Source organism: Pseudomonas sp. MPR-R2A5, from assembly GCF_058793055.1.
On sequence record NZ_JBXAFK010000002.1, the window covers coordinates 1 to 22,038 of the forward strand.

Below are 22,038 nucleotides of genomic sequence, written 5' to 3' on the forward strand. Positions count from 1 at the left end.
TTTTTTGATCATTTGGCGAGTTTAAAAGTTGCGCTAGGTGGTATGCCGGGGAAATACATGGCTACTTCAGACCATCCCTAGAGAAAGTTTTTGTAGATAGCAGCCCGTTACCGATCCGCGTGTTTATCGAGCGGTTGGCGGAGTATCTACCGATGCTTGATGGCGGGCGCTATCGCTTATTGCTTGAGCCGCTGATGGAGAGTTGGCAGCCGGATGACCCATATGAGATCAGCGCGGCACTTAGCCACGCTCTAGTTCGTTTGGAGAGTGCCTTCCGCCTTCGACTGGAGAAGGCTTCGGACGATAGCGCAAGTATGCGCCTGCAGTTACCAAATGGTGTTCTGCGCCTTGTAGGTGAGATCCATTACCGCGCTGAGGTATCCATATGAGTCTGCTCAATTACTGGCCAAGCCCCGAGAATGTCCTTCAGTGCATTCGTACCGAAGCGGAAGAGTTAGCCGAACATGTACTGCTGGCGGTGCATGAGCCGATGCAACTGGTCCGGGTCGGAAATGGTGTGGATCAGGAATGTACTGAAGAAGCGCTGCTCAGTCATTTCATGGAAGTAGAGCGACCTATTCCGTTGATTGGCCGTTCGGGCGTCGGTAAATCGCATCTGATTCGCTGGTTGGAAGCCCAGTTGAAGCTGCAGCCAATATCCGACGGCTGGCACATCGTCAGGATTCCTAAGAATGCTAGCTTGCGCCAGGTGCTGGAGAAATTGCTAGATGGGTTAGAGGGCGAAGACTTTGAGCAAGCGCGCGCACGAATCCGCTCTGTTGGCGATCTACTGAAGACGGAGGAGGTTGCTGATCTATTGTTGACCTTTATGGCGCAACAGTTGCACAGGTTAAATGAACGATCCGCAGAGGTCATTCGCTACTACCGCGAGAATCCTGAGGCGCGGCAGCAGTTGTCGATTGAAGAGGGGAGGCGTTGGAAGGATATTCAAGTGCATACCGCACCTGGGAGAGGGCTTTCGGAGTTGATCACTGACTCCAACTTCAAAACGAGTTTACTTGATCCGAAACACTGTATTTACCAATTCGCAAGCCGATTGACCCAGGGGGCAACCGACCAAGAGTTGAGCCGGAATGATTATGAGATCAGGGAAGAAGACTTAGATTTCAGCTTCAATCTCGACGATCTTTCGCAAAATGCGCGTCAGTATATTGGGCAGGCGCAGTTGAACACCAATCCCCAAGCTCGAGCAAGTGCAGTGCGGGTGTTGAACGAGGTATTGGGCGAGTCTACTCGAACAGCATTTCGTTATCTGTTTAGCTTCAATGGCGGTGGGTTCCAGGAGTTGTTCAAGGATATTCGCCGTACTCTCAAACTTCAGGATCGCACACTTGTGGTACTGGTCGAGGATATGGCAGCAATCTCGGCTATTGAGGACGTCCTGATCGATAGCCTCCTAGAGGAGGCCGTGCGGGATGGAGAGCAAGAGCTATGCACACTTCGCTCAGTTTTAGCTGTAACGGATGGTTACCAGGGATACCTGCGGCGTCAGGATACAATCAAGACTCGAGCACAATATGAATGGTTGATTCGCGATAATGGGCTACAGCGCGAAAAGACTCTTGAGCGGATCATCAACTTTTGTGGGCGTTACCTCAATGCTGCCCGCCACGGTCGTTCGGCACTAGAGAGTTCTTGGTACACACGTTCGGACGCTCCTCTTTGGCCGCCGGTCTGGCAGGATGAGGAGGGGGCTACAGAAGAGCTTCAGGCGTTTGGCAATGCTCCCTGCGGAGTTCCTCTCTTTCCATTCAATCGTAACGCTATTGCTGCGTTGGCTGACCATTACTGCAAAACCGACGATGAGTTGAGGTTCAATCCCCGTCAGGTGTTGAATCAGATCGTGTTGCGTGTGCTGCGCCACCATCGCCAAAGTTGTGAAGAACATCGGTTCCCCCCGGCAGAATTTGCAGGACTCAAGACTGGCGCCGGCTTGGCGGATCTCTACCGACTTGATGATCCAGCACGTTGTGAAACTTTGGCGGCTATCTGGGGCTACGACAGTCGTTCGATTGATGAGTTGCAGGTTAATTTGGACTCTCAAGTGGCCCAATTTTTTGGGCTGAAGGGGCTAGCCGAACTACTAAGGGAGGGGAAGGGGGCCTCTTCTACGTGGCCGTCTGCGGAAAAGAGAATTGCTCAAGATAATGGAACTGTACACCGAGAGAGGAACCCTCCTTCATCTCTAGATGTCGACCAGCAGAGAATCGAAAAAATTCAGGAAGCTGTTTCGCTTTGGTTTCAGCGTAAACAGAAACTGGATCAGGATCTTGCTCGTGATTTACGCTCAGGACTGGAACGCATTTACTTGCGATATAGTCGTTATGAGTGGTATGGCTTAAGAGAAAGACCACTTCTCAAGAGAAGGCTGATTCCTATCGAACTTCCATATGCGATAGGTAATGTGGCGGGTTGGACCTTGAAATTTTGTACGGAAAAAGATTTTTTGCAGCCAGAGCGCGTTGCATTCCTCCAAGGGGTGGCCTTAGCTTTGCTGCGTCACGAATATTTCAATGCCAAATCTTCTGATATTGGTTGGCAGTACTCGAGTGGATTTGATGACTATCTTCGTTGCCAGAATTTCGCTGCGCGTTGGGTTCCAGGAGTTCTACAAACGCTTGCCTCCGAAGATCGTGCCAATCTATCTGTATTGATGCAAGATCAAATACAACTTGCGAAGGGGTTGGGGTTATTAGGAGACTGCAGTAACGATCGCCAGCGTTTGAATGAGTTGCTCAGGCCTGCGGAGCAAATTCGAGAATCTCTACCGCGGTCTGTTGTTTCGGCGTTGGAGCAGTTTCGCCAACAGACTCTAAGTGAGTGGGATGAGAGGCGGGACGCCTGGCTGAAGTTGGTTTCAGTGAATGATCATGGAATTGATGGCGATCTGGCGCTCAGGCCGCTTCGGGACGCGCTAAAAGGACTTCAAGAGCATAAACTGGCACGCCTTGACAAAGAAATCATGCAAGCGTTCCAACCTTCAATTTGTGCCCTGGAAGTTTTGGAGGGTTGCACTCGTCAGGAACAGTTCTATGCCCTGATTGACGAAATGATCGAACTCATACGTGGGGTGAGTGATAACGGATTTCACTATCCACAACCTGTTGACTTTCCGAACTCGAAAAAATTGTGTGTGATACTAGTTGGGCTAAAGAGTAATGACGTATGGGGGGCTATAAAAGGGGGGCACGCGCTTCGACTTGAGGCCGATTCGATCAAGCGACTGCAGTTAGTCAACCAACTAGATGGACTGCGGTTGCGGGAAGTCGTTGAGGCGCTGAACTGCTGGAGCATTTTCTACCAGCACGTACTACCGCGATTGGAGAATGAGAACCGTCTGGTTGGCCTCGATGTCTTGCAACTTTCGCAAGAGTCAGTGACCGAACTGCTTGACGAGTTGACCGAGACCTTGTCGGACTTGCGGGAGGCTGGCCGTGACTACGCTTGAGCAGCAAATCCATGCACTACGCGAACAGTACCATCTTAACCAAACCGCTGGTCAGTCGAGAGTTGCAATTGACGACTGCAGAGGTATCCATGAGCGTTTCAGCAAGTTCGCTGAGCGTCTTAAAGAGTTGCAACGACAAACCACTGCACTTGCAGTGCTCCCAGCAGATGCCCCTGAGTCCATGGACTTGACAGAGGCATTTCATGACCAACGATCCAAAGTGGAAGCTAGCGTCAAGAGTTTTGTCCAGGTTTGGCGAAAAAATAAGAACCTTGCTCGCCAGGACGATGCTTTGGATAACGCGCAAAAGGCATTGCAGCACTTAACTGAACAGCTTTCTGAAAAAGTTGATTCTTGCTGGAAAGCTTGGACTGAGCAGCTTTTTAACAGTTGTGTGGTTGAGAAGGCGATTCTTGAGAATCAGCGTGATATACCAGGTTTAGAAAAGATTTACAGTGAGTATGTCGAACTACAGAAAAAATTTATTACTTTGGCTAGAACAGTGCCGTCGACGGTTTGGCCGCTCGAAGAGTTGATGGATTTGGTAGTTCGTATGCAAGAAGTAAGAGATCGAATGACATTAAATTTGCCGGAAAATGTTAAACGGTTTTTTATGTTGTTGAATCAACGCCGCACCTCAGGGTGTGTCTCCTTGTCAGCGTTAGATAAGGATACGTTTGGTTGGTTGCTAGATAATAATATGCTCGATCAGTTTATAGTAGAACGCAGTCGGAAACTATTTTGATGACTATATCTCTCAAGTGCTTACATGCCGGCCTTGATCGGTTGGAAGAGCTAGAAACATGTTTGTTAGCGTGGGGAGATACTAACGGCTTCTTTACCGAAGACGAAGTGTTGACTGTGCTGAAAGATGTACTGCCCAACCTAAATTCTTTAGACGTATTGCTGGGACTGTGCGATCACGCGATGCTAATCGAGTCACCGCACCCTGAAGGGTTGTCCAAGAGATATCGGACTCGAATGGGGGAGGCGGTACACCTCTACCGTAGTCTGCGTCAGTGGTTCTTGAACAAGCCGGTAGAACAGGCCCGTACTCTTGTATCGGATTTCCGTTTTGTTCGACGAGCACGGAGTTACCCACGCCGTGACCAATACTCGCATCTGCTTTTGTCACGACTGCAACAAGTCATGGGGGATAGGGCAGTAAAGCGATTTGAGGTCCCCCTCCGTGAGTTATTGGGAGATGAGGGGGGGAGCGTGAAGCTTGCTGGTTTCCAGTTGCGTGCGACTACTCGAATCTTACAGCAGTGGTTTGAGCGTTCTCCTCATACAACCGGAAGCATTGTCTGTGCTGGTACTGGAAGTGGTAAGACTCTGGCATTTTACTTGCCGGCGATGACCGCTCTGGTCGGTGATTTAGCGAAAGACGCGACACCGCGGGTACGGATTTTGGCTATATATCCACGGCGGGAGTTGCTCAAAGATCAGTTTATGGAAACTTGGAGCCAGTGCCGTAAGTTAGATGGATTGGTTCAATCACAAGCTAACCGAAAGATCCGTATTGGGGCCTTCTTTGGCGATACCTTAGTGGATTTGAAGCATGCCCGTTTAAAAGCCCAGGAACGCAACATTAATCTGTCGTTTGATCTGATGCGCTGTGCCAGTTCGGGTTGCGCAGGGAGCATGGAATGGCGACTGAGTAGCCTTGTTGAGGACCGCGAGGAACTACATTGCAGTCGTTGTGGCCATTGCGTTCCTGGCGACGAAGTCATTCTGACCCGCAGATCCCAGGCCAAGGTGCCGCCGGATATTCTATTCACTACTACTGAAATGCTGAATCAGCATCTTGGGAACTACGACTTCCACGGCCTTTTTGGGGTGGGCGCCTCGGCGGGGCCGACATTAGTGCTGCTCGATGAGGTGCATACCTATGGAGGAAGTAGCGGAGCCCAAACCGCCTATTTGTTGCGGCGATGGATGAAGCGCAGCGAGTGCCGGCCGCACTTCGTAGGCCTGTCTGCCACATTGAATGATGCTGCTGCCTTCTTCGCCGAGTTGATAGGGGCGAAAGATGGGCATGTTGAGTTAATCGAGCCGGTGGCGGACGAGATGGTCGACGAAGGCGCTGAATACCTGATGCTGCTGCGGGGCGATCCGGTTTCGCAAACAGCCCTACTATCTACCACTATTCAGGCTAGCATGCTGACCCGCCGCATCCTCGACAACCGTGATGGGCGGTCAGCAGGTACCTGGGGCAGCAAAGCCTTTGTATTTACTGATGATCTGGACGTCAATAATCGGTTATATCATCAACTTGCCGACGCCGAAGGGTGGAAGGCTAATGGAAGTAACCTGATTCCGGATCACGCTCCGCTTGCAAGCCTTAGGGGAGGAAGCCATTTTTTGGATCATCAGGGGCGCCTCAAGCGTATCCAGTTAGGGCAGGACTGGCAGGTAGGAATAGATATTGGCCATCCACTTGATGGGTGTGATCGAGCTCGAGTGGGACGCACCTCCAGCCAGGACGCTGGTGTTGACCCTAGCTCCGACTTAGTAGTGGCTACTGCTTCACTGGAGGTAGGCTTCAACGACCCATCGGTGGGCGCTGTACTGCAACACAAGGCGCCACGGAATGTAGCTTCCTATTTGCAGCGAAAAGGACGTGCAGGACGTTCTCGTAATATGCGTCCATGGATGCTGGTGGTGCTCTCCGAGTTTGGCCGGGACCGTGTTGCCTTTCAGCGTTATGAAGAATTGCTTTCCCCTGAAATCAAGGGACAGAGGTTGCCTCTGCAGAACGGGCATATCCAAAAAATGCAGGGAGCGATGGCGACGCTCGACTGGCTAGCTATACAACTCAACCAGGGCTCGGTATGGAACATACTGAACCATCCTAAATCGTACTCCGCGCAGTTGAAGACGTTGCTGTCCGTCGTAGATCTGGTGCTGCAACCTGGTAGCAGTCAAGACCGTTTCGTCAGTTACCTCAAGGAAGCATTACGTATTGAAGAAGCTGTATTGCAGCAGGTGCTTTGGGCCTCACCACGTTCATTGATGCTGGCCTTCTTGCCAACGCTCAGGCGAAACCTGATGACACGCTGGTGTGAGTATGGTGAGCAATGGAAAGGATTGTCGCGCGGCCGCTCGCCAATGCCTGAATTTATTCCGGAGGCGCTATTTGCCGAGTTGAATATTCCTAACCTTTTTGTAGTTCTACAGCGAGGGGTGGATAACAAGGGGAAATGGGAGGGCTTGCCATTTTATCAAGCCTTGCGCGAGTTTGCGCCAGGACGAATCTCCAAACGATTCGCCATTAAGCATGATTTGGCTGACTGGCTAGTTCCCCATGGCTTCCAGCCATTGGCAGATACCACACAACAAGTAAACTTTGAGATTGCTGAAGCGTTTGGCGATTATTTGCAAGATGAGGGGTTGGTTGCTGCGGGCACTTCATATGAAACTTCAGTAATGCGTCCTCGCGAAATACATACTTGTATCCTACGGAAAGCACATGGACTAGCGGAGAAGAGCAACGCGCGTATGCGTTGGCAGTTCGAATTCATTGTTTCCGGGTCGACGCCAACATATAAGCCACCTACGGGGAGTTGGGGGCAACATCTGATTGACGTCACCTTCTGCCTGCATCAGCAGATGACGGCTCTTGAAGTAGTGCGCTACAGCGATGGCACCGATGCGATGTTACGCTTTCGCAGCGGTAGCAATGCCCGTGTGAATTTTGTCTGGAAACGCCAGGGCGAACCGATAACCATTGGAGCCCGGCAGTGGGTAGATGCTCTGCGTCTGCGCTTTAGAATAGGAGGTGAAACAATCACCGATTTCTTAAGCGACCCACTGATTTTGGGGGCTTTGCGTCCAATGTTGTTTCGTCGTCGAGTTGAGCAATTGAATCAATTCGACGGAGATCCTTTCGCGGCTAATTGGGTCTGCGAATGCTATCTGGCCGCCTTGGCGGTGGAGTTGCAGGGTGTAGATACGAACGATCCATCAGTGATGTACGCTGCCTTGCAGCGTCTGAGATCTGATGACGGACTGGAGCGTCTACGCACGATTCCACAAAGTCTGTTCCAGCCCGATGATTTGGAGGACAGTCTTAAAGAGCAGGAATTGCAGATTAGTCTGCGCGAATTACTGAGTCGTTCTGAGTTGTTAGATGCGCTGGAAATATGTGCTGCAGCCCTCTGGCAGGATGTCTCGAGACTGCAGGATATCTCTGGTTGGGTAAGGGAATTATTGGCAAATACTTTGGCAGCAGCGCTACAGCAGACACTATGCACCTTGTTCGTAGACGTTGATGAGCGCTCAGTGCTGGCTGATGTGGTTTGGCAGGAAGACTGCCTAGAAGTTTGGCTCAGCGAAGTTGAACAGGGGGGCTGCGGTGTTATTAGTCGATTTGCACAGGACTATATTGAGGACCCGTTGCGTGTGCTGAATACGTTGGCCCGAAGTTTGCGACCTGGTGATTATGAGCAGATCGACTTCGATCTTTATGACCTGTTAAAAAAAGCTTCAATTGATAAGGAAATAGAAGGGGCGATGACAGCCGTTCGGGGGGCAATGGATCACATGCAGCGGCGGCAAGCCAATGCCAATATGCATGCGGTCTTATTGCAACAAGGCTTTGTGCTTAGTCACAGTTTCCTAAGCGTATTGCACTCCCGTGTACTAAGGCCTGGTAGCGGCACCCATACGGACGCGAAACTGCTGATGTTGCTTGCACAGTGGCGCGAACTTGAGGAGTTTAGCGGCGTAGAATGGGGACTGAATATTGCCGCTCACGCTTTGGCGAGACGGGCAGTAGGCAATAATGCCAGTCCATCTGAGTTGTTCCAGAGGCACTGTCTCCATCAGGGACTGCTTTGGCCAAGAGGTAACACCATTCGCCAATCCGAGTTAAGTTTCTACAACCCGTTCCACAATGGCCATTCAACTACAGAAAGGTTGTTGGGGGCCAAATTATTTGCCGAACATGCGCCTCGGTTAGCGTTGTCCAATGATTATTTGGACGAACTGCATCGAATGTTACGTGCAGGAGGGTGCGCTGAGTTAGTGATATCCCGAGAACAACAATGCGTAGTTTCAAACGTGATTACCGAAATTCAGCTACATCCAATCGATTACTTGGGCTTGTTACTTTACCCTCGGATTGGTGGATTGCATCGGGAACGGGGATTGCTAGTGTTGCGTATCGAATTGGCGGAGGCTTTGCAGTGAGGACGTGCCATGAGTGAGCAACGACAGATTTTTCTTCATGGGCCACTGGGACGGCGACAGTTTCGTGAGGTGTTGAGTAGCATGCTAGCGTCATTGCTAATTAAACCGGACGATATATGGCTTGTATCTCCATGGTTGAGTGATTTTCCGCTGCTGGACAACCGCTCTGGCCAATGGGATTCGTTGGAGCCGAAGTGGGGGGCTCGGGAGGTTTCCTTTAATGAACTATTAGCGCGAGCAGTCATTGGCGGTTGTACGTTGCGAATCGTGACTCGAAGTGAACCCTCCAGTCAAAATTTCATTCGGATCCTGGCGAATCGTTTAGGTGCTTCACCAGGATTTTATTACCTACTTAGCGAGAATCTACACACCAAGGGATTTTTAACGCGGACATGCTTTCTGAAGGGATCGTTGAACTACACGTTCAGCGGCGCGCAACGCAACGATGAGCATGTGATCCTAACCCAGGATGCACAATTAATCTCCGACGCACTTTTGGAGTTTGAACATCATTACCGTTTTGAGGCGCAGGCATGAGTAGTTCGCCGGGATGGCTTCAGCGTTTTTTCGCTTCGGACAATCAGATAGTCCTAGATCGGGTGCTTTCTTCAAGCAATCCATATGAACCTAGGTTCCAGGCTCTTCTCCAGCCGCTGATAGCATCCGCAGTTGAGGGGGCCTGGCCGATGCTGCTGCCGGTCAGCCGCAATGGCGAGCTTTACTTTTACGGTGCCGAGAAGGATCGACGGTCTTTGGAGGAGTTGAGGCAGATTTTGCAGGCAAGTCTAGGATCTGCGGATACCTATCCAGATTACAGGCTGATTAAAGATACAGAGGATGAAGCCGAGCGAATTTTGTTGGAGCAAGCGCCAGCGGGACTAATTAGAATTGATTTATTGGCGCGTACACAGAGTGAGTTTGTTTACCGGCAACGGGTGTTCCAAGGGCTGGCCACAGTATTGGCGTTGTATCGCCAGCGACCTCGGATGGCTACTTCATTTAAGCGCCCTCTTGGTCGGATCCTGCGTGATTTCTTCGCCGCTTGCCAGTTGAAAGATGGCTCTGCTGCTTCGCGTCTTTTTGAGGAACTTAAGACTACGGGCAATTTCAGTCAGCGGAACTTGATTTCTCTTGAGTTGCAAGCTTTGGAAGCCGAGAGGCGCTGGACGGATATTGTTGATCACCCTCGATTAATTGATTTTTTGGGAGGGCGAATTCCCGTTAGTGTGGTTAGCTTGCTATTGCGAGCGCTGGGGCATCTTGGCACCGATTCCTTACTTGAAAGAGGGGCTTTCGGCTGCGCCTCTTTAGAACAGTTACGTCTCCTGTATCGGCCACTGAGTCCACTTTTTGCAACTCCACCGTTGCTCGAGGTCCGTGAGTGCTTTGTCTCCGACTGGATGCGGTGGGCGGTGGGCGCAGGGGTGCTGGGATACTCGGAGGGACTCCTTGAGCTTCCGAATTTCGTTGACTCTGAATGGCTTGACCAACTCCGCGAGTGGGTCGGACTCTCCATCGACAATGAACCATTATTAATAACGGCGCAAACTTTCCCCAAAGTCGAGATTACCGAACCGCAGAACTTTGACGAGTTTCGCCTGCTGCTTGAGCGCTCATTGTCATCGTCCATGCAGGAGTTACAAGAGATTTGGTTGGCGTTGCAATTGGTTTCCGAACAGTTGAGGTCTAGATTAATAGCTTATCCTCGTCTGCAGTTCGTGTGGCAAGATCTAAGCCAAACGTTTGATGGTAGTAGGGAGCGCGGTTGGCAAGGGTGGCTGGGACGTCTGGAAGATGTATCCGCGGATCCTGATGTGTTGATCCGCGACCTACAGGAGCAAAGTCAGAATTGGTCAGTGGAGTCTTTCTCCGAGACAGAGTTCAGCAAACGCCTGCACGGTAGTTCATGCACCGGCATATTGTTACGCGACAGTTTGCCGTTGCTGCTCGACTGGTTGGATAGCCGCCAATTGCTATGTTCGGCAGACTTCTGGTTGGAATGGTTGGAACTATTGGCGCTGGATGACCTAGTCAATCCTTCGGATGTGTTATTGGCTGGCCAAGTCGTGCAGCATTTCTTGTCACGACCCAGTCAACTTGATGATCGTATTCGTCTTGGCGAGGCATTGGAGGTGCTATGGGAGAAGGGGGGATCGGTTACTGCCTATCCGGGAATGCTTGAAATAATCGAATTGCTGCTGGAGGAGAGTCAACCGGGACAACATATGCTGCAAAAACTCTGGCTGGTGCTGCAAGGATTCGCCGTGAACCGCTGGGCTAGACTCGAACTGTCGCAGCGCTATTTAACTAAGAGCCTTGCAGGAGAGATCCTTGGTCAAGATTGTGAGGCGAACTTCCCGCGGGCACTCACTCAAGACGTCGACTCTGAAAATAGTGCTTTCGGACCGGCGGCGATGTCAGGTAAGACGCTGGCTATCTACAGCCTTACTGAAGGCGCCGCGCGTCGTGCAAAGGCGGTATTGGAAGACATGTTTGCGGGGCTAGACGTAGAACTGAACCATGATCACACTGCTACCCCAACTTTGTTGAATCTGGCCAAGAAGGCAAGTTACTTTTTATTCGTTGCTGGCAGCGCGAAACATCAGGCATTTTATCCTGTTAGTCGTATACGGCAGGACTTGATCTATCCGTTAGGTCGGGGCGCTTCAAGTATCATCGATGCGTTCTGTAACTACTGCTCTGATAATTCGTTAAGTTGAAAAAATAATCGCCCGTTCTGGTTTTTTAAGGATGGCAGACTATAGGGAGATGGTGAGCCAATCTTTACAGTCCACTAAGCCCCGACATGGTGGCCACCATTTTTTGGTGGCCACCATCGCCCTAAACGATGTGACAGGTCGCTTATATTCTAGGATCGCTAGGATTAACTCATATGAATCCTGTGCAGGTGCAAAACGTTAATGAAAAATATCCGTTGTTAGAATGACTGTATGAGTTTTATTTTTGTTGGTTGAGGGCAAGCTGTACACCGAGGTGGTAATTGGTAATTGTTATAGTCTCTTTCAATGGGGCGTGTTTTTTTTGCCAGAAGGGATTAAAACCTCCAGGGAAATAAATAGTTTTAAAGCCAGCCTCTATTGCAGGAGCGACGTCACGCGTCAGTTGGTCACCAATGGACCATGCTTCTTTATTTTGATAGAGTTTGGCTATTCTCTGATAAAAGGCCTTAGACTTGGTGCCTTCGAGGCACAACGCCACAAAGTGCGAAATGCTATGCTCACTCAGGTGCCGTTTAATTCTTGTTATAGAACCTTCAGTGGCAATAACGACTATCGCTTCATTGCTGTAAAGCGCTTCTAGCCCTTCGATTACCCCGTCTCTTAATGGTGGTGTTATGCTTACTTCATTGTGAAATTTTTGAGTTGCATCTTTAGAAAATACATCGTTGCTTTCTAGGCCTGAAACTAAAGAGTACTTGATAGCGGCCTGTATAGGAGTTCCAGTGATTCTTTTTTTTAAGGCCGATATTAATAGCTCTGTAGGATACCTAAGTCCTAGGTGGTGCCGTTTTGAAATGTACTGATCGACCTCTCTTATATAGTCGAGTCGATTAGCTTGGTCTATTTCTATGTCAAGATTTTCTTCAATTGCTGATAGTAATTTTAACTGTGCCGCAGCATAGATTTTATCAGTGTCCCAAAGAGTGTTATCCGCATCGCTTACCCAGAGAATAGTCATGTTTAATTCTCATAAATTGCTAATACGTTAACATCTTCACCTTGCTTTAGCGTGCCAATTATTTTGATTCCATGTTTATGTCCGCGCCGCACCGTTTGGTATGCGAAAGTTCCGGTGTTGTATCCTCCTCTGGGTGTTAGGTGTAGATGAATTGGTATGATTTGATTTCCAGTTCGAGAGATAAGACGATAGTCAATCCAGTCAATTCGGCCTCCGTCTTTTGTTGCGTTTTCTACGGCCCTCATCGCGACTGATGATTCGAAGTGTTCTTCTAGGCTTCCCCAATATTTTTGCGCTTGTCCTGGTGTAGAACTGTATTGAGGAATTTTATTACCGTTTGTTGTGTTTTTTATAAGATCCTTATAGATTTCTTTAAGTTTTCCATCAGTTGTTTCTGCCGCCATTGGTACAATTTTTGATCCAATAGGTGCCTCAAATATAATGAGGGGCCGTGGCGCGGGTGTATCTATTAGTTTTGATACATCTGTCCACGAAAGAGTCAATCCTTCGGTGTCGAACACTTCTGTAAGGTCAGTCTTTGCCCAAAAAATTCGCTTGGGGTAGTTATTTGCGTAGAAGTTTATTATTTTTTCAAATCGCATTTCGGCGGAATTATTTTTCTCTTGATTAAATTCAGCGCCTTTGCTTGTGCTTGAGCTTCGTTTTTGACCAAGTTTTGTTGCTGTTGATAATTTCATAAAGGGGGCGAGGCCTATTTCACCGCTCCCTGTAATTTCATTGCTATATTCATTCGTGTTTACTGAAGACATGCTTGCCTTTCTTGATTTTGTCTCGAACTCTGGGCGACTCAGTGCGTCATGTAGTTTTTCTACAGCTTGTTCGTCAATAAAAAGAGGTATGTCTGCAACAAACCAAAGTTTATGTCGTAATCTATTTTTAAATTCTTCCTGAGCACTGTTAGGAGCGAGTTTTTTTGCGGTTGATAATGCCCAATATCCTACAGTGGTAAGCATTCTGGAAAGATATTTTTGAAAAGGCATTCGGAAGGTCTCTTTTAGTCGGCAACAACTCTGGGGCTTAATGGCCATTAACAGTTATTAAAGGTGTCATAAGATAATCAACCCCTAATCTATCAAAAAAAGGATACGTCCTCAATGGTGAAGGAGCTCTGCAATTCCATCACCTATTTCGTGAGGTCTACCGCTTGAATCACTTGACAGGCTGCGATACTGATGGGGCAAGGTTTGTGGCTTCGGTGTTACGGATCGCAACCTTGTATCCAGAGTGCGGAGTGTCTGGAAGTCATGAAAAATAGATGGTTCTCCTAAGACTGTTTGAGCGAGATCTTAAAATCATCGTCGAATAGGATGCGCTCTCTTCTGATCTCAATTTCCTCTCGGCTTTCATATTCATGGACGCATTCCAGTGGTATCTCAATGCTTACTACAACAAATGACGCTGAGATGTAATGTCTAATGTCCATAATAATGATGCTTGATTTTGTTTGGGTTGTTGTTTTAGCCGTTCGGTGGTGTCCGTTCAATGAGCCATTTTTTACTGAATAGGTGGTGGGGGTGGGATGTTGATATTTTCCCTATTTTTGAGTTATGAGATTTTTTATGGGATAGAGTTTAAGCAGGTGTTCTACAGTGTCGATATTTTGCAGAGGAAGAGACTATTATAAGAGGATTTTAATGTGTTCATGTTGTGGGTGGTAGTGTAGAGGTTAAGGTATAGCTAAGATTTTGTGACATTGTAAACTAAGTTTCCATTTTGGGTTACTTTTGCAATATTGGATTGCAGCTTCAGTGTTTTCTGCGATTTTTGGTCCGTCCATAGGTTGAAGGTAAAAGTGGTCGAAATTCAGATGTTCAAACATATTTGGCATTGAGTTTGTTTGTGGAAAAATAAGCTTAAGTTCATCTCCATTAGTTATTTTAAGTGCGGTATTTGATTTGGGGCTTACACAAAGCCAATCTATCCCTAAGGGAACTGCAACGGTGCCATTGGTTTCAACGGCAATACTGAAGTTTAGATTATGCAGAGCGTCTACCAATGCTTCGTCGACTTGAAGTAATGGTTCTCCTCCAGTTAATACCACATATTTATGATCTTGATGAGATATTGGCCAAAACGAATCAATGGCATGGGCAAGAGCTTCCGCATTTTTGAATTTATTCCCACCTTGACCATCTGTTCCCACGAAGTCCGTGTCACAGAATGTACAGATCGCGCTAGCCCTGTCCTGTTCTCGTCCCGACCAGAGGTTGCATCCTGAAAATCGGCAGAATACCGCGGGTCGGCCCGCTTGGTTGCCTTCCCCTTGAAGGGTGTAAAACATTTCTTTGATGCTGTAAGTCATTTTGTTTACTCATCTGATTCAAATAGGTGGCGAGTGCACTGATCCGCCACCGCTGAACCATCATCAATCTCGTTCTTGAATGTACTGCTCATATCCAGTTTTGCGCAGTTCGCAAGCTGGGCACGTTCCACACCCGTAGCCCCATTCATGTTTCTGCTGTCGAGTCCCGAGGTAGCAGGTGTGGGACTCTTCTTGAATCAGGCTGACCAAATCTCGATTACCTAGGTCTTCGGCCAAACGCCAGGTCTGAGCTTTGTTGAGCCACATCAAGGGAGTTTCAATGATCACTGGAGCGTCCATCCCGAGGCTCAAGGCCACCTGGGTGGCTTTAAGGGTGTTGTCCCGGCAGTCTGGGTAGCCGGAGTAGTCGGTTTCGCACATTCCCCCGACTAGCACTGTGAGGCCCCGTCGGTAGGCAATCGTGGCTGCGAACGTCAAAAACAGTAGATTCCTACCGGGTACAAACGTATTGGGAAGTCCATTCTTTTCAAACTCTATGGTTTTTTCAGCGGTCATCGCCGTATCGCTGATCTGTCCGAGTAATTTGAGGTCAAGCACGTGATCCTCACCGAGTCGCTTGGCCCAGTTCGGAAATCTGTTACGTACCTCCTGCAAGATACTCAGCCGACATTCGAGTTCGATTCGATGTCTCTGGCCATAATCAAAGCCAATGGTCTCGACGTGCTCGTAACGATCCAGCGCCCAGGCAAGGCAGGTGGTTGAATCTTGTCCGCCTGAAAAAAGAACTAAGGCTTTGGTGTGCATACTGCTCTCCTTGGAACTGGGTCTGATTTAGCGCCGTTTCAGTTCTTGCTTGAGTTTTTCAGTCAGATACTTAGTGAGCAATCCGATATCAGTGGGCGTGTTCTGGATACCATTCCAGGGGCGGCGGTCGGTTTCTGAAATATGCCAATCGCCACTTGTCCATGCCGTATGAGGTTTCAAAAGTTTTAGACCTTTGATAAAATCATCCTTGCTGGTTGTGCCTTGATCGGAGTAAAGCAACTCCATAACGAAGCTCAAAGAAACCAAGCCCGCCCCATGCTTCAAACGTGAGTTCCTGGGCGCTAGTCCTTCCCATTCTGATTTGAAAACTACTCGCACTGCATGGAAGAAGTTGTTGATAAGTTCGATGCTGCGTCCCTCAAAGTCATCAAACTTCATGAAGCTACGGATTGCGCCGTCATTTGCAGAGTTCATCACGAACTTCTGCATCGCCATGTCGCTTAGTACTCCTTTGGGATTCGTATGTTGCTTGATCTCGCCAAATAGAGAGGAGTTAGGCAGAAAATTCAACAGATCAATAATGCGAGCAGCAAATTTACGACTGGTGAACCGTTCTGGCAGGCCGTCAACAGTCGGTAAAAGTTCATAGATCAGTGATTTTGGCAGCGGTCGCGTATTGTTGACGAGCACAAACTGCTGTCGCAGTTCGTTGTAGTCTTTACAAATCAATGCAGATACAAATACCTGGAATCCAGGTTTTTCCATCGTCGCAAGGGCGCTGAGTCGTTGTTGTCCATCGACCACAAAACCTGGTTTTGATTCGGTAGCATCAATAATGATTTCTACAATACCCTCGCCGAGGTCTTTAATCGTTACCCCGTCCAGAAAGGCCAAGATAATTGCGTTAGGAAGCAATGCATCTTCGCGCTGAAGATAGTCACGAATATCTCTGATGTGCGACGCGACTTGATGGCGCTGAAAGCCTTTGAGGTGGCCTTCTTCATCGCGGCCGACTCTCTCAATTTCAGAAAAATCTAAAATTTCATTTGGAGTGGCCGCAAACGAAAATACATCATGCCCGGAGGCCTGTTGGGCGCGCACACCCTTAAATCGATAGATCATTGTTTCGAAAGTTCCAGAGTTTTCTGAAGGTGGCGGTGGTACACGCCTAAGTTATGAAATCCGCGTCGTTTGTTTCGATTGCTGGCTCGAAAGATAATAGTTTCGATACCCGCTGACTGACAAATCGAACATTGGCATTTTTGCCACGGTTTATCTCTCAGCGTGGGTGAGATTAGTCGGACATGCTTGGCGATTTCTTTTTCCATTTCTATTGATGATGATATCGATCCGGAAAGAGTCAGTCGGAGATAGTCTACTAGCACGGCTAAAGTTGAATCAAAGTCGAGCAGGTTTTTATCGTAGTCGCGGATCGCTAGCAACGCCGCTTTTTCTTTGATTTGTAACTCTTCCGCGCTCAGAGTGCCTTTTTTTATTCCTTGCATCAGGCGTGGATTTTCAATTGCCTGAGGAATGCGGATGGCGGTGTAGTAATCCAGTTTGCTTGTATTGTTGCCCATGTAGTAATTACACTTCGCATCTTTAAATGCGCGTATAAGGGGGGAGGTTGAGTCAAAACTGGTAATGCCATATCCGGTGAACTCATGGATGTTCTCAGCTTTAGCAAAACCCAGCAGATGAATATTTGTCTCGGGCTTAAGGACCGCTCGCAACTCTTTCAGAACCTCATGGATTTGATCGACTTTCAAAGGTACTAGACCTCCGATCGCCAAGTAGCGATAACCCATGTCTTCGAGTTGTTTTGCAGCGTTCGCCATGCTTTGAGGAGACCAACCCTGTACCGCTCCAAGAGGTTCGAAAGGCCATTCCGCCTCCTTCACTAAACGCAGAAACTCTTGCGCATTTTTGAGCGTAATTTCGTACCGAAACAGCACATCCTCCGACTGGCTCAGCGCTGGCGGATTGCTGGAGTCGCAGTTGAATATGATGTGGTCCGGCGAGCAGCCGTGGGTGAATCCCGCATCTGAGTAGAACTCTACTACTTCGCTTGGGCTATATGCAGGGGTAGGGTGCTCTACATAGGCGAAAGCCCCGCAGTCCCCTAGGACCATCGTATCTTTGAACTGAATGCCATCGAGTCTTAGAAATTTGCGCGCGCCTTCTCTGAGGAAGCGCTGCTGCTCGGAAGTCGAGTACCGAACCTTTGAATTAGCGACGCCATTTGCAGGTCGCACTGCGCTCATCGAGACCAAGAGTCCGTCATAAGGGACGGGGGTCATCATTTCGTGCGCATACTGGTCATCCCAGTATCTCTTCCGGCCCGGCGCATTTCGATCGTTGATGAAATCGTAGTCCGGGTCTACGTAGTCTTGGGTGTCGGCGTATAAAAATTTCATTGGTGAGCGCTGGTCATATAGAGGCGGATCAAGGTTTCTTGCAGCGCCTTGATATCTTGAGGGGTGCTTTGGATTTCATTCCACTGGACATTAATCATCGGCCACTGACCTGTTGTCCATGCGCAGTAGGGGGCTACTCTGGCCAGTTCTTGTAGCACGGCTTCGTAGGTTTCGCGCTGCCCACCGATTTTGGCGTAGATCCGATCCATAAGCACTCCCATGGCGATGATCCCCGCTGAGTGCATGAGTCGGCTGCTCTTGGATTCAAGTGCCCACGCCTCTGGAAACGTATCACGCACTGCTCGCCAGAAGGTCGTCAGTAGGTTGTACATGGACTCAACGTTCGCCGCACCGTCGGTGCTGGAGGTGTAGGGAGCCAACGCTCCCAACGGATTACTGATGCTATTGCGGATCATCGTTATTACAGCGGTGTCAGTGATCACTGCTTTGCTATTTTGCTCGGACGACCGCTTTATGAGTTTGTGGAAAGGGGAGTTGGGATCGCGGCTAAGAAGCCCGCACAACTCAGCTGGTGCCTTGCGAGCACTCAGTTCGCGGGGCAAAAGGATGCTGCCTGTCTCCGGCAGTAGTTCGTTGATCAGTCGAGTGGGCAAGGGTTTGGCCTTGTTGACCAAAATAAATTGCTCGCGCTGGGTGGTCAGGCTGTCGGATACAAAACCGATCACTGGCACAGGAAGATCCGAATTGGCCGCTTTCGCTAACGCCAATGAGCGCTGTTGCCCGTCCACGATCCAGGCAGACCTCATTCCTTCCTCCCTGATAGGGATCGTCAGCGTACCCGCTTGCGAAAGCCCCGCGTCGCCTGTCGGCTTGCTTCCGCGTGCTGCAACAAAACGCAGGTCAGGAGACAGCGCTAAGATAATTGCATTGGGGAAAAGTACATTTCCCTGATTGAGGTACTCAGTGATCCCTTTGACATGACTCTTAATCTCGGGGCGCTGAAAACCCTTGAGTGGACTGCTGTCTTCACGCGACAGGCGGCTGATGTCGGCAATTCGGACCAGGTCAGATCCCCTGATGAATAATGCATACACATCAAGGTTGTCGCCTTGCGTGGTGCGTAGTGCACGCACCACAATCGCATCTTCGCTCGTCATGCTTTGCTCTCTATGCTGTCTTGACCTTTGATGTCCTGCCAGATCCTCCGAAAGCGCGATTGCTCGCACGACACCAGGGCGTCGTCCCTTAAGTAGCGTAACAATCGGGTGGAACTGCCTTGGTAGTCAGCCCACACACACTCAAGCATGTAGGCAATTTCACTGTCCGATGCGCGCCGCCGGATGGTCGTTTTTGCTAGGGATAAAAGATCCATCGCCGCGCTGACGCTCTTTCGAGCGATCTCAGCAGGAGCACTCGACAGCTCAAGAATCTCAATGAAATGACGCAGTGCTCTCTGAGGGAAATCGTTGCGAGTGCCTGGTAGTGTTGAGGTTTCAAGGCGTTCGTCATAGGGCATCGCTACGCGTCGTAAATGGCTGGGAAGCATCTCGATGCCTGGGCGCGAAGTGAATATTCTGAGCTTGTCGATCTGCGTGTCCCTGATTTTTCCAAGGTCTTCGCCTATCAACTGGACATAGTTTGAAGAGAGGGCAATGAGCACCAAGTCGATGTCGGGTTGGCTGACAAGGTCCGCTAGGGCGCTTCCCTTTGATTGGGTGACATTCACGGCTTCCCACCAATCTGATGCGCGCACACCCAATTTTTCGAGGCGTGGGATGATAGAATTCGGATCCTGAGCCACCGTCAGGTTGTACGGTGGACATCTCTGATCGCCTTCAATCAACCCTAAGCCGGTCGATGCAAACATTAGCTTCGCGTCCAACTTCGTTGCTACGCGCCTCGCGTCAGAAACGCTTCTGCCCACGTAAAGTGAAGATGCCATCAGCGTGGTGGGACGTTCGTCTATTTGCCCCTTCCATGCCTTTGCCATGGCTGCAATCGATGAATAACACTCGTCGTTCAGCACCACCGGCGGCAGGCCGTCGAGACGTTTTCGATTGGTGCAGTTGGTGATGATGACGGTTCTCATGGGAAAACTGTAGGCCTGTTTTGACGGGTGTTGCATTTATCTGAGGCTGACAATTTACCATTTAATAACTGTATGGGCCAATGCGCTTAGGCTAGTTTTTATGCGGAAGGGTTGGTATAAGAGCCTCAATACTGCTGCTACCCCTCTTTCTGGGGGGGCGTTCGATGAAGGAAGAGACTCATTGCTTAAGTTCAGCGCAATCAAGGCGTTACAGAGCCCAACCCACCAAGTGGTATCGTTTGCGGCTACTGTTGAGCAGATTTTGGCGATCGCTAGCATCGACCGAGTCAAGCGTGATGATCGTGGCGCCCTTCATGGCTTTCAGCGGCCACAGGTGTCCAAGCACATACGAGAGATCCGCGATTACCTCTCCCGTCCCGATGCGGTAATGCCCAATGCTGTGGTGTTAGCGTTTACCAGTGGAGTCCGGGTGGTGGAAGGAAATGGAGCCTATGCAGAAATTGAGGTGGATATTTCATCCGGCCCTCCTGGGTTCGTTGTGGATGGTCAGCAGCGCCTTTCTGCGTTAGCTGGGCTCGAGGGGAGTTCGTTCCAGCTACTGGTGTCTGCTCTTGTGTGTGAAAATCAGGAAGAGCTTCGCCGGCAATTCATTCTCGTCAACAACACCAGTCCATTACCGAAATCGCTGGTATATGAACTGCTCCCGTCTGTCAGCGGCCTTCCATTCAGAATGACTTCCCGCGCCCGTGCAGCCCGCATCGTGGAAATGCTGAATTATGACGATCGATCTTCTTTGCAAGGACAGATTAAGCAGCATACCAACCCCTCAGGGGTCATCGGTGATACGTCGCTCCAGAAACTGGTAATGAATTCCCTATCTGACGGTTACTGTCGGGAGGTGATTGAGTTGTCGGGAGGTGAGGATCGGTGTTTCTTGGCCATCAGTGAGTTTTTCCAGGCGGTCCAGGAGGTGTTTGGAAATGCTTGGCATGGTCACACCCCTAAAAGCTCTCGTCTCGTCCATAGCGCGGGGATTATTTCCATGGGGTTCGTCATGGAGCAGTTGTGTGCTACAGGAGCGCCACTAGCCCCAGTATTCAAGTTAGGCCTTAGAAAGCTACAAGGATATACAGCTTGGACGCTCGATTCGGGAGAGTGGTCCTTTAAAACAGGCAACCGGCCATGGAATGGCGTTCAGAATTTACATGGTGATATTCATCTTTTGACTGATCATTTGACCAGGGTGGTTCGAAGTTCGGAACTCGTACCTAGCTAACTGGTGCTCATTACTAATATTTAGGAGGCATTATGACTACTTTGGTTTCCTCGGATCTTTCTCCAGCCCTGGCCAGTGACGCCAGTGTAAAAGAGTTCTCAGAAGTCATCCTTCATCTATCCATGGCTTTTCAGGAAGCATTGAGGAGGCTCGCAGGGCAGGACGAAGCTTTCCCTTCGGAAGGGTATGGCATGCTGACTGAAGCCTACGGTTTGCGGACGCGTGCGAATATTCTCTACCTGACGCCATCTACCCATGTGGTGCAGGCATTAAATTTTTCCCAAACTGCTATGTTGGGGAAATTCGAAGAAATATTGAATTGTTTGAGTGATGTAACCGATTTGCACACTGTTAACTCCATTTTGGTTTCCGTGATCACCATTGCATCAGCGCTGGGTGAAGGGCGAGCCAAAGTTGTAGAGTTTTTGTTTGAAACGTTATGCGTCGATCTTGAGTCTTGGAAGGTTTAGTCTAGGTGTTTGTTTTTTTGTCGCGTGAGATACGGGAGGAATCAGTGGAGATTTTTAAAGAGTTCGTTTTTGAGGCCGCTCATCGGCTGCCCAATGTTCCAGAAGGGCACAAATGTGGGCGTCTGCACGGTCACTCCTTTCGTATTGCAATTTATATTGATGGCCCTGTCGATAGGACGTCGGGTTGGGTCAGGGATTTTTCCGAGATAAAGGAAATTTTCGCGCCTCTGTATGAACGCTTAGATCACAATTATCTTAATGAAATTCCCGGACTGGAAAATCCGACGAGCGAGGTTTTAGCCGTTTGGGTTTGGCAGGAGCTAAAGCCATTGCTTCCAGAACTATCCGCAGTACGTATTCACGAGACATGTACAAGTGGATGTATTTATAGAGGGCCGGAGGTATAACCACTCTCGTGTAAAGAAAGTAGAACTATGCGCCGTGTGTAGTTCAC

At 49.3% G+C, this 22,038-nt stretch carries 17 protein-coding genes; 9 read left to right on the top strand and 8 right to left on the bottom strand.

Features of this window, described 5'->3' with window-relative positions; translation table 11 throughout:
- Positions 1–53 precede the first annotated feature (53 nt).
- The 6 genes from dpdG to dpdD are packed head-to-tail and all read left to right on the top strand — an operon-like array spanning position 54 to position 11,382.
- A complete protein-coding gene (gene dpdG / locus AC1Q6I_RS01445; RefSeq protein WP_368773268.1) occupies positions 54–389 on the top strand; it encodes a protein DpdG in 336 nt (111 codons plus the stop codon).
- A complete protein-coding gene (dpdH, locus tag AC1Q6I_RS01450; RefSeq protein WP_102623968.1) occupies positions 386–3,469 on the top strand; it encodes a protein DpdH in 3,084 nt (1,027 codons plus the stop codon). The genes dpdG and dpdH overlap by 4 nt, the downstream gene beginning before the upstream one ends.
- Positions 3,456–4,214: a hypothetical protein gene (locus AC1Q6I_RS01455; RefSeq protein ID WP_102623969.1), complete on the top strand. Its 759-nt coding sequence runs from the start codon at positions 3,456–3,458 to the stop codon at positions 4,212–4,214. Before dpdH ends, AC1Q6I_RS01455 begins: the two co-directional genes overlap by 14 nt.
- Positions 4,214–8,662 (top strand): protein DpdJ, encoded by a 4,449-nt coding sequence (gene dpdJ, locus AC1Q6I_RS01460; RefSeq protein ID WP_102623970.1) that lies wholly within the window; start codon positions 4,214–4,216, stop codon positions 8,660–8,662. The genes AC1Q6I_RS01455 and dpdJ overlap by 1 nt, the downstream gene beginning before the upstream one ends.
- A 9-nt stretch (positions 8,663–8,671) precedes the next feature.
- Complete coding sequence (dpdK, locus tag AC1Q6I_RS01465) at positions 8,672–9,199, top strand: phospholipase D-like domain-containing protein DpdK (RefSeq protein WP_102623971.1); 528 nt, start codon at positions 8,672–8,674, stop codon at positions 9,197–9,199.
- On the top strand, positions 9,196–11,382 hold the full coding sequence (dpdD, locus tag AC1Q6I_RS01470) for a protein DpdD (protein WP_102623972.1): 2,187 nt from the start codon (positions 9,196–9,198) through the stop codon (positions 11,380–11,382). The genes dpdK and dpdD overlap by 4 nt, the downstream gene beginning before the upstream one ends.
- 238 nt (positions 11,383–11,620) lie before the next feature.
- On the opposite strand, the gene AC1Q6I_RS01475 is transcribed toward dpdD, so the two are convergent.
- From AC1Q6I_RS01475 to AC1Q6I_RS01510, 8 genes are all read right to left on the bottom strand, one after another.
- Positions 11,621–12,361, bottom strand: a complete 741-nt coding sequence (locus AC1Q6I_RS01475) for an HAD family hydrolase (RefSeq protein ID WP_102623973.1) — start codon at positions 12,359–12,361, stop codon at positions 11,621–11,623.
- 2 nt (positions 12,362–12,363) lie between these two features.
- Positions 12,364–13,362, bottom strand: coding sequence for a hypothetical protein (locus tag AC1Q6I_RS01480; RefSeq protein WP_146015737.1), 999 nt, complete (start codon positions 13,360–13,362; stop codon positions 12,364–12,366).
- A 686-nt stretch (positions 13,363–14,048) separates the two neighbouring features.
- The gene (gene queE / locus AC1Q6I_RS01485; RefSeq protein ID WP_102623974.1) at positions 14,049–14,684 is read right to left on the bottom strand and encodes a 7-carboxy-7-deazaguanine synthase; all 636 of its coding nucleotides are present in this window, start codon (positions 14,682–14,684) and stop codon (positions 14,049–14,051) included.
- 63 nt (positions 14,685–14,747) lie between these two features.
- Positions 14,748–15,449 carry a 7-cyano-7-deazaguanine synthase QueC gene (gene queC, locus AC1Q6I_RS01490; protein WP_102623975.1) on the bottom strand — a complete coding sequence of 234 codons (702 nt, stop codon included), beginning with the start codon at positions 15,447–15,449 and terminating at the stop codon, positions 14,748–14,750.
- Positions 15,450–15,476: 27 nt separating this feature from the next.
- A complete protein-coding gene (dbpB, locus tag AC1Q6I_RS01495; RefSeq protein WP_102623976.1) occupies positions 15,477–16,532 on the bottom strand; it encodes a DGQHR domain-containing protein DpdB in 1,056 nt (351 codons plus the stop codon).
- Positions 16,529–17,827: a tRNA-guanine transglycosylase DpdA gene (dpdA, locus tag AC1Q6I_RS01500; RefSeq protein WP_102623977.1), complete on the bottom strand. Its 1,299-nt coding sequence runs from the start codon at positions 17,825–17,827 to the stop codon at positions 16,529–16,531. Before dpdA ends, dbpB (AC1Q6I_RS01495) begins: the two co-directional genes overlap by 4 nt.
- Entirely contained in the window at positions 17,824–18,945 is a 1,122-nt protein-coding gene (gene dbpB, locus AC1Q6I_RS01505) for a DGQHR domain-containing protein DpdB (RefSeq protein ID WP_029290753.1), read from the bottom strand. Before dbpB (AC1Q6I_RS01505) ends, dpdA begins: the two co-directional genes overlap by 4 nt.
- Positions 18,942–19,877: a hypothetical protein gene (locus AC1Q6I_RS01510; RefSeq protein WP_102623978.1), complete on the bottom strand. Its 936-nt coding sequence runs from the start codon at positions 19,875–19,877 to the stop codon at positions 18,942–18,944. The genes dbpB (AC1Q6I_RS01505) and AC1Q6I_RS01510 overlap by 4 nt, the downstream gene beginning before the upstream one ends.
- Positions 19,878–20,058: 181 nt before the next feature.
- Between AC1Q6I_RS01510 and dbpB (AC1Q6I_RS01515) the strand changes: the two genes are divergently transcribed.
- The 3 genes from dbpB (AC1Q6I_RS01515) to queD are packed head-to-tail and all read left to right on the top strand — an operon-like array spanning position 20,059 to position 21,991.
- Positions 20,059–21,114 (top strand): DGQHR domain-containing protein DpdB, encoded by a 1,056-nt coding sequence (dbpB, locus tag AC1Q6I_RS01515; protein ID WP_095974524.1) that lies wholly within the window; start codon positions 20,059–20,061, stop codon positions 21,112–21,114.
- Positions 21,115–21,146: 32 nt separating this feature from the next.
- A complete protein-coding gene (locus AC1Q6I_RS01520) occupies positions 21,147–21,584 on the top strand; it encodes a hypothetical protein (protein WP_102623980.1) in 438 nt (145 codons plus the stop codon).
- 44 nt (positions 21,585–21,628) lie between these two features.
- On the top strand, positions 21,629–21,991 hold the full coding sequence (gene queD, locus AC1Q6I_RS01525; protein ID WP_081235185.1) for a 6-carboxytetrahydropterin synthase QueD: 363 nt from the start codon (positions 21,629–21,631) through the stop codon (positions 21,989–21,991).
- Positions 21,992–22,038 lie beyond the last annotated feature (47 nt).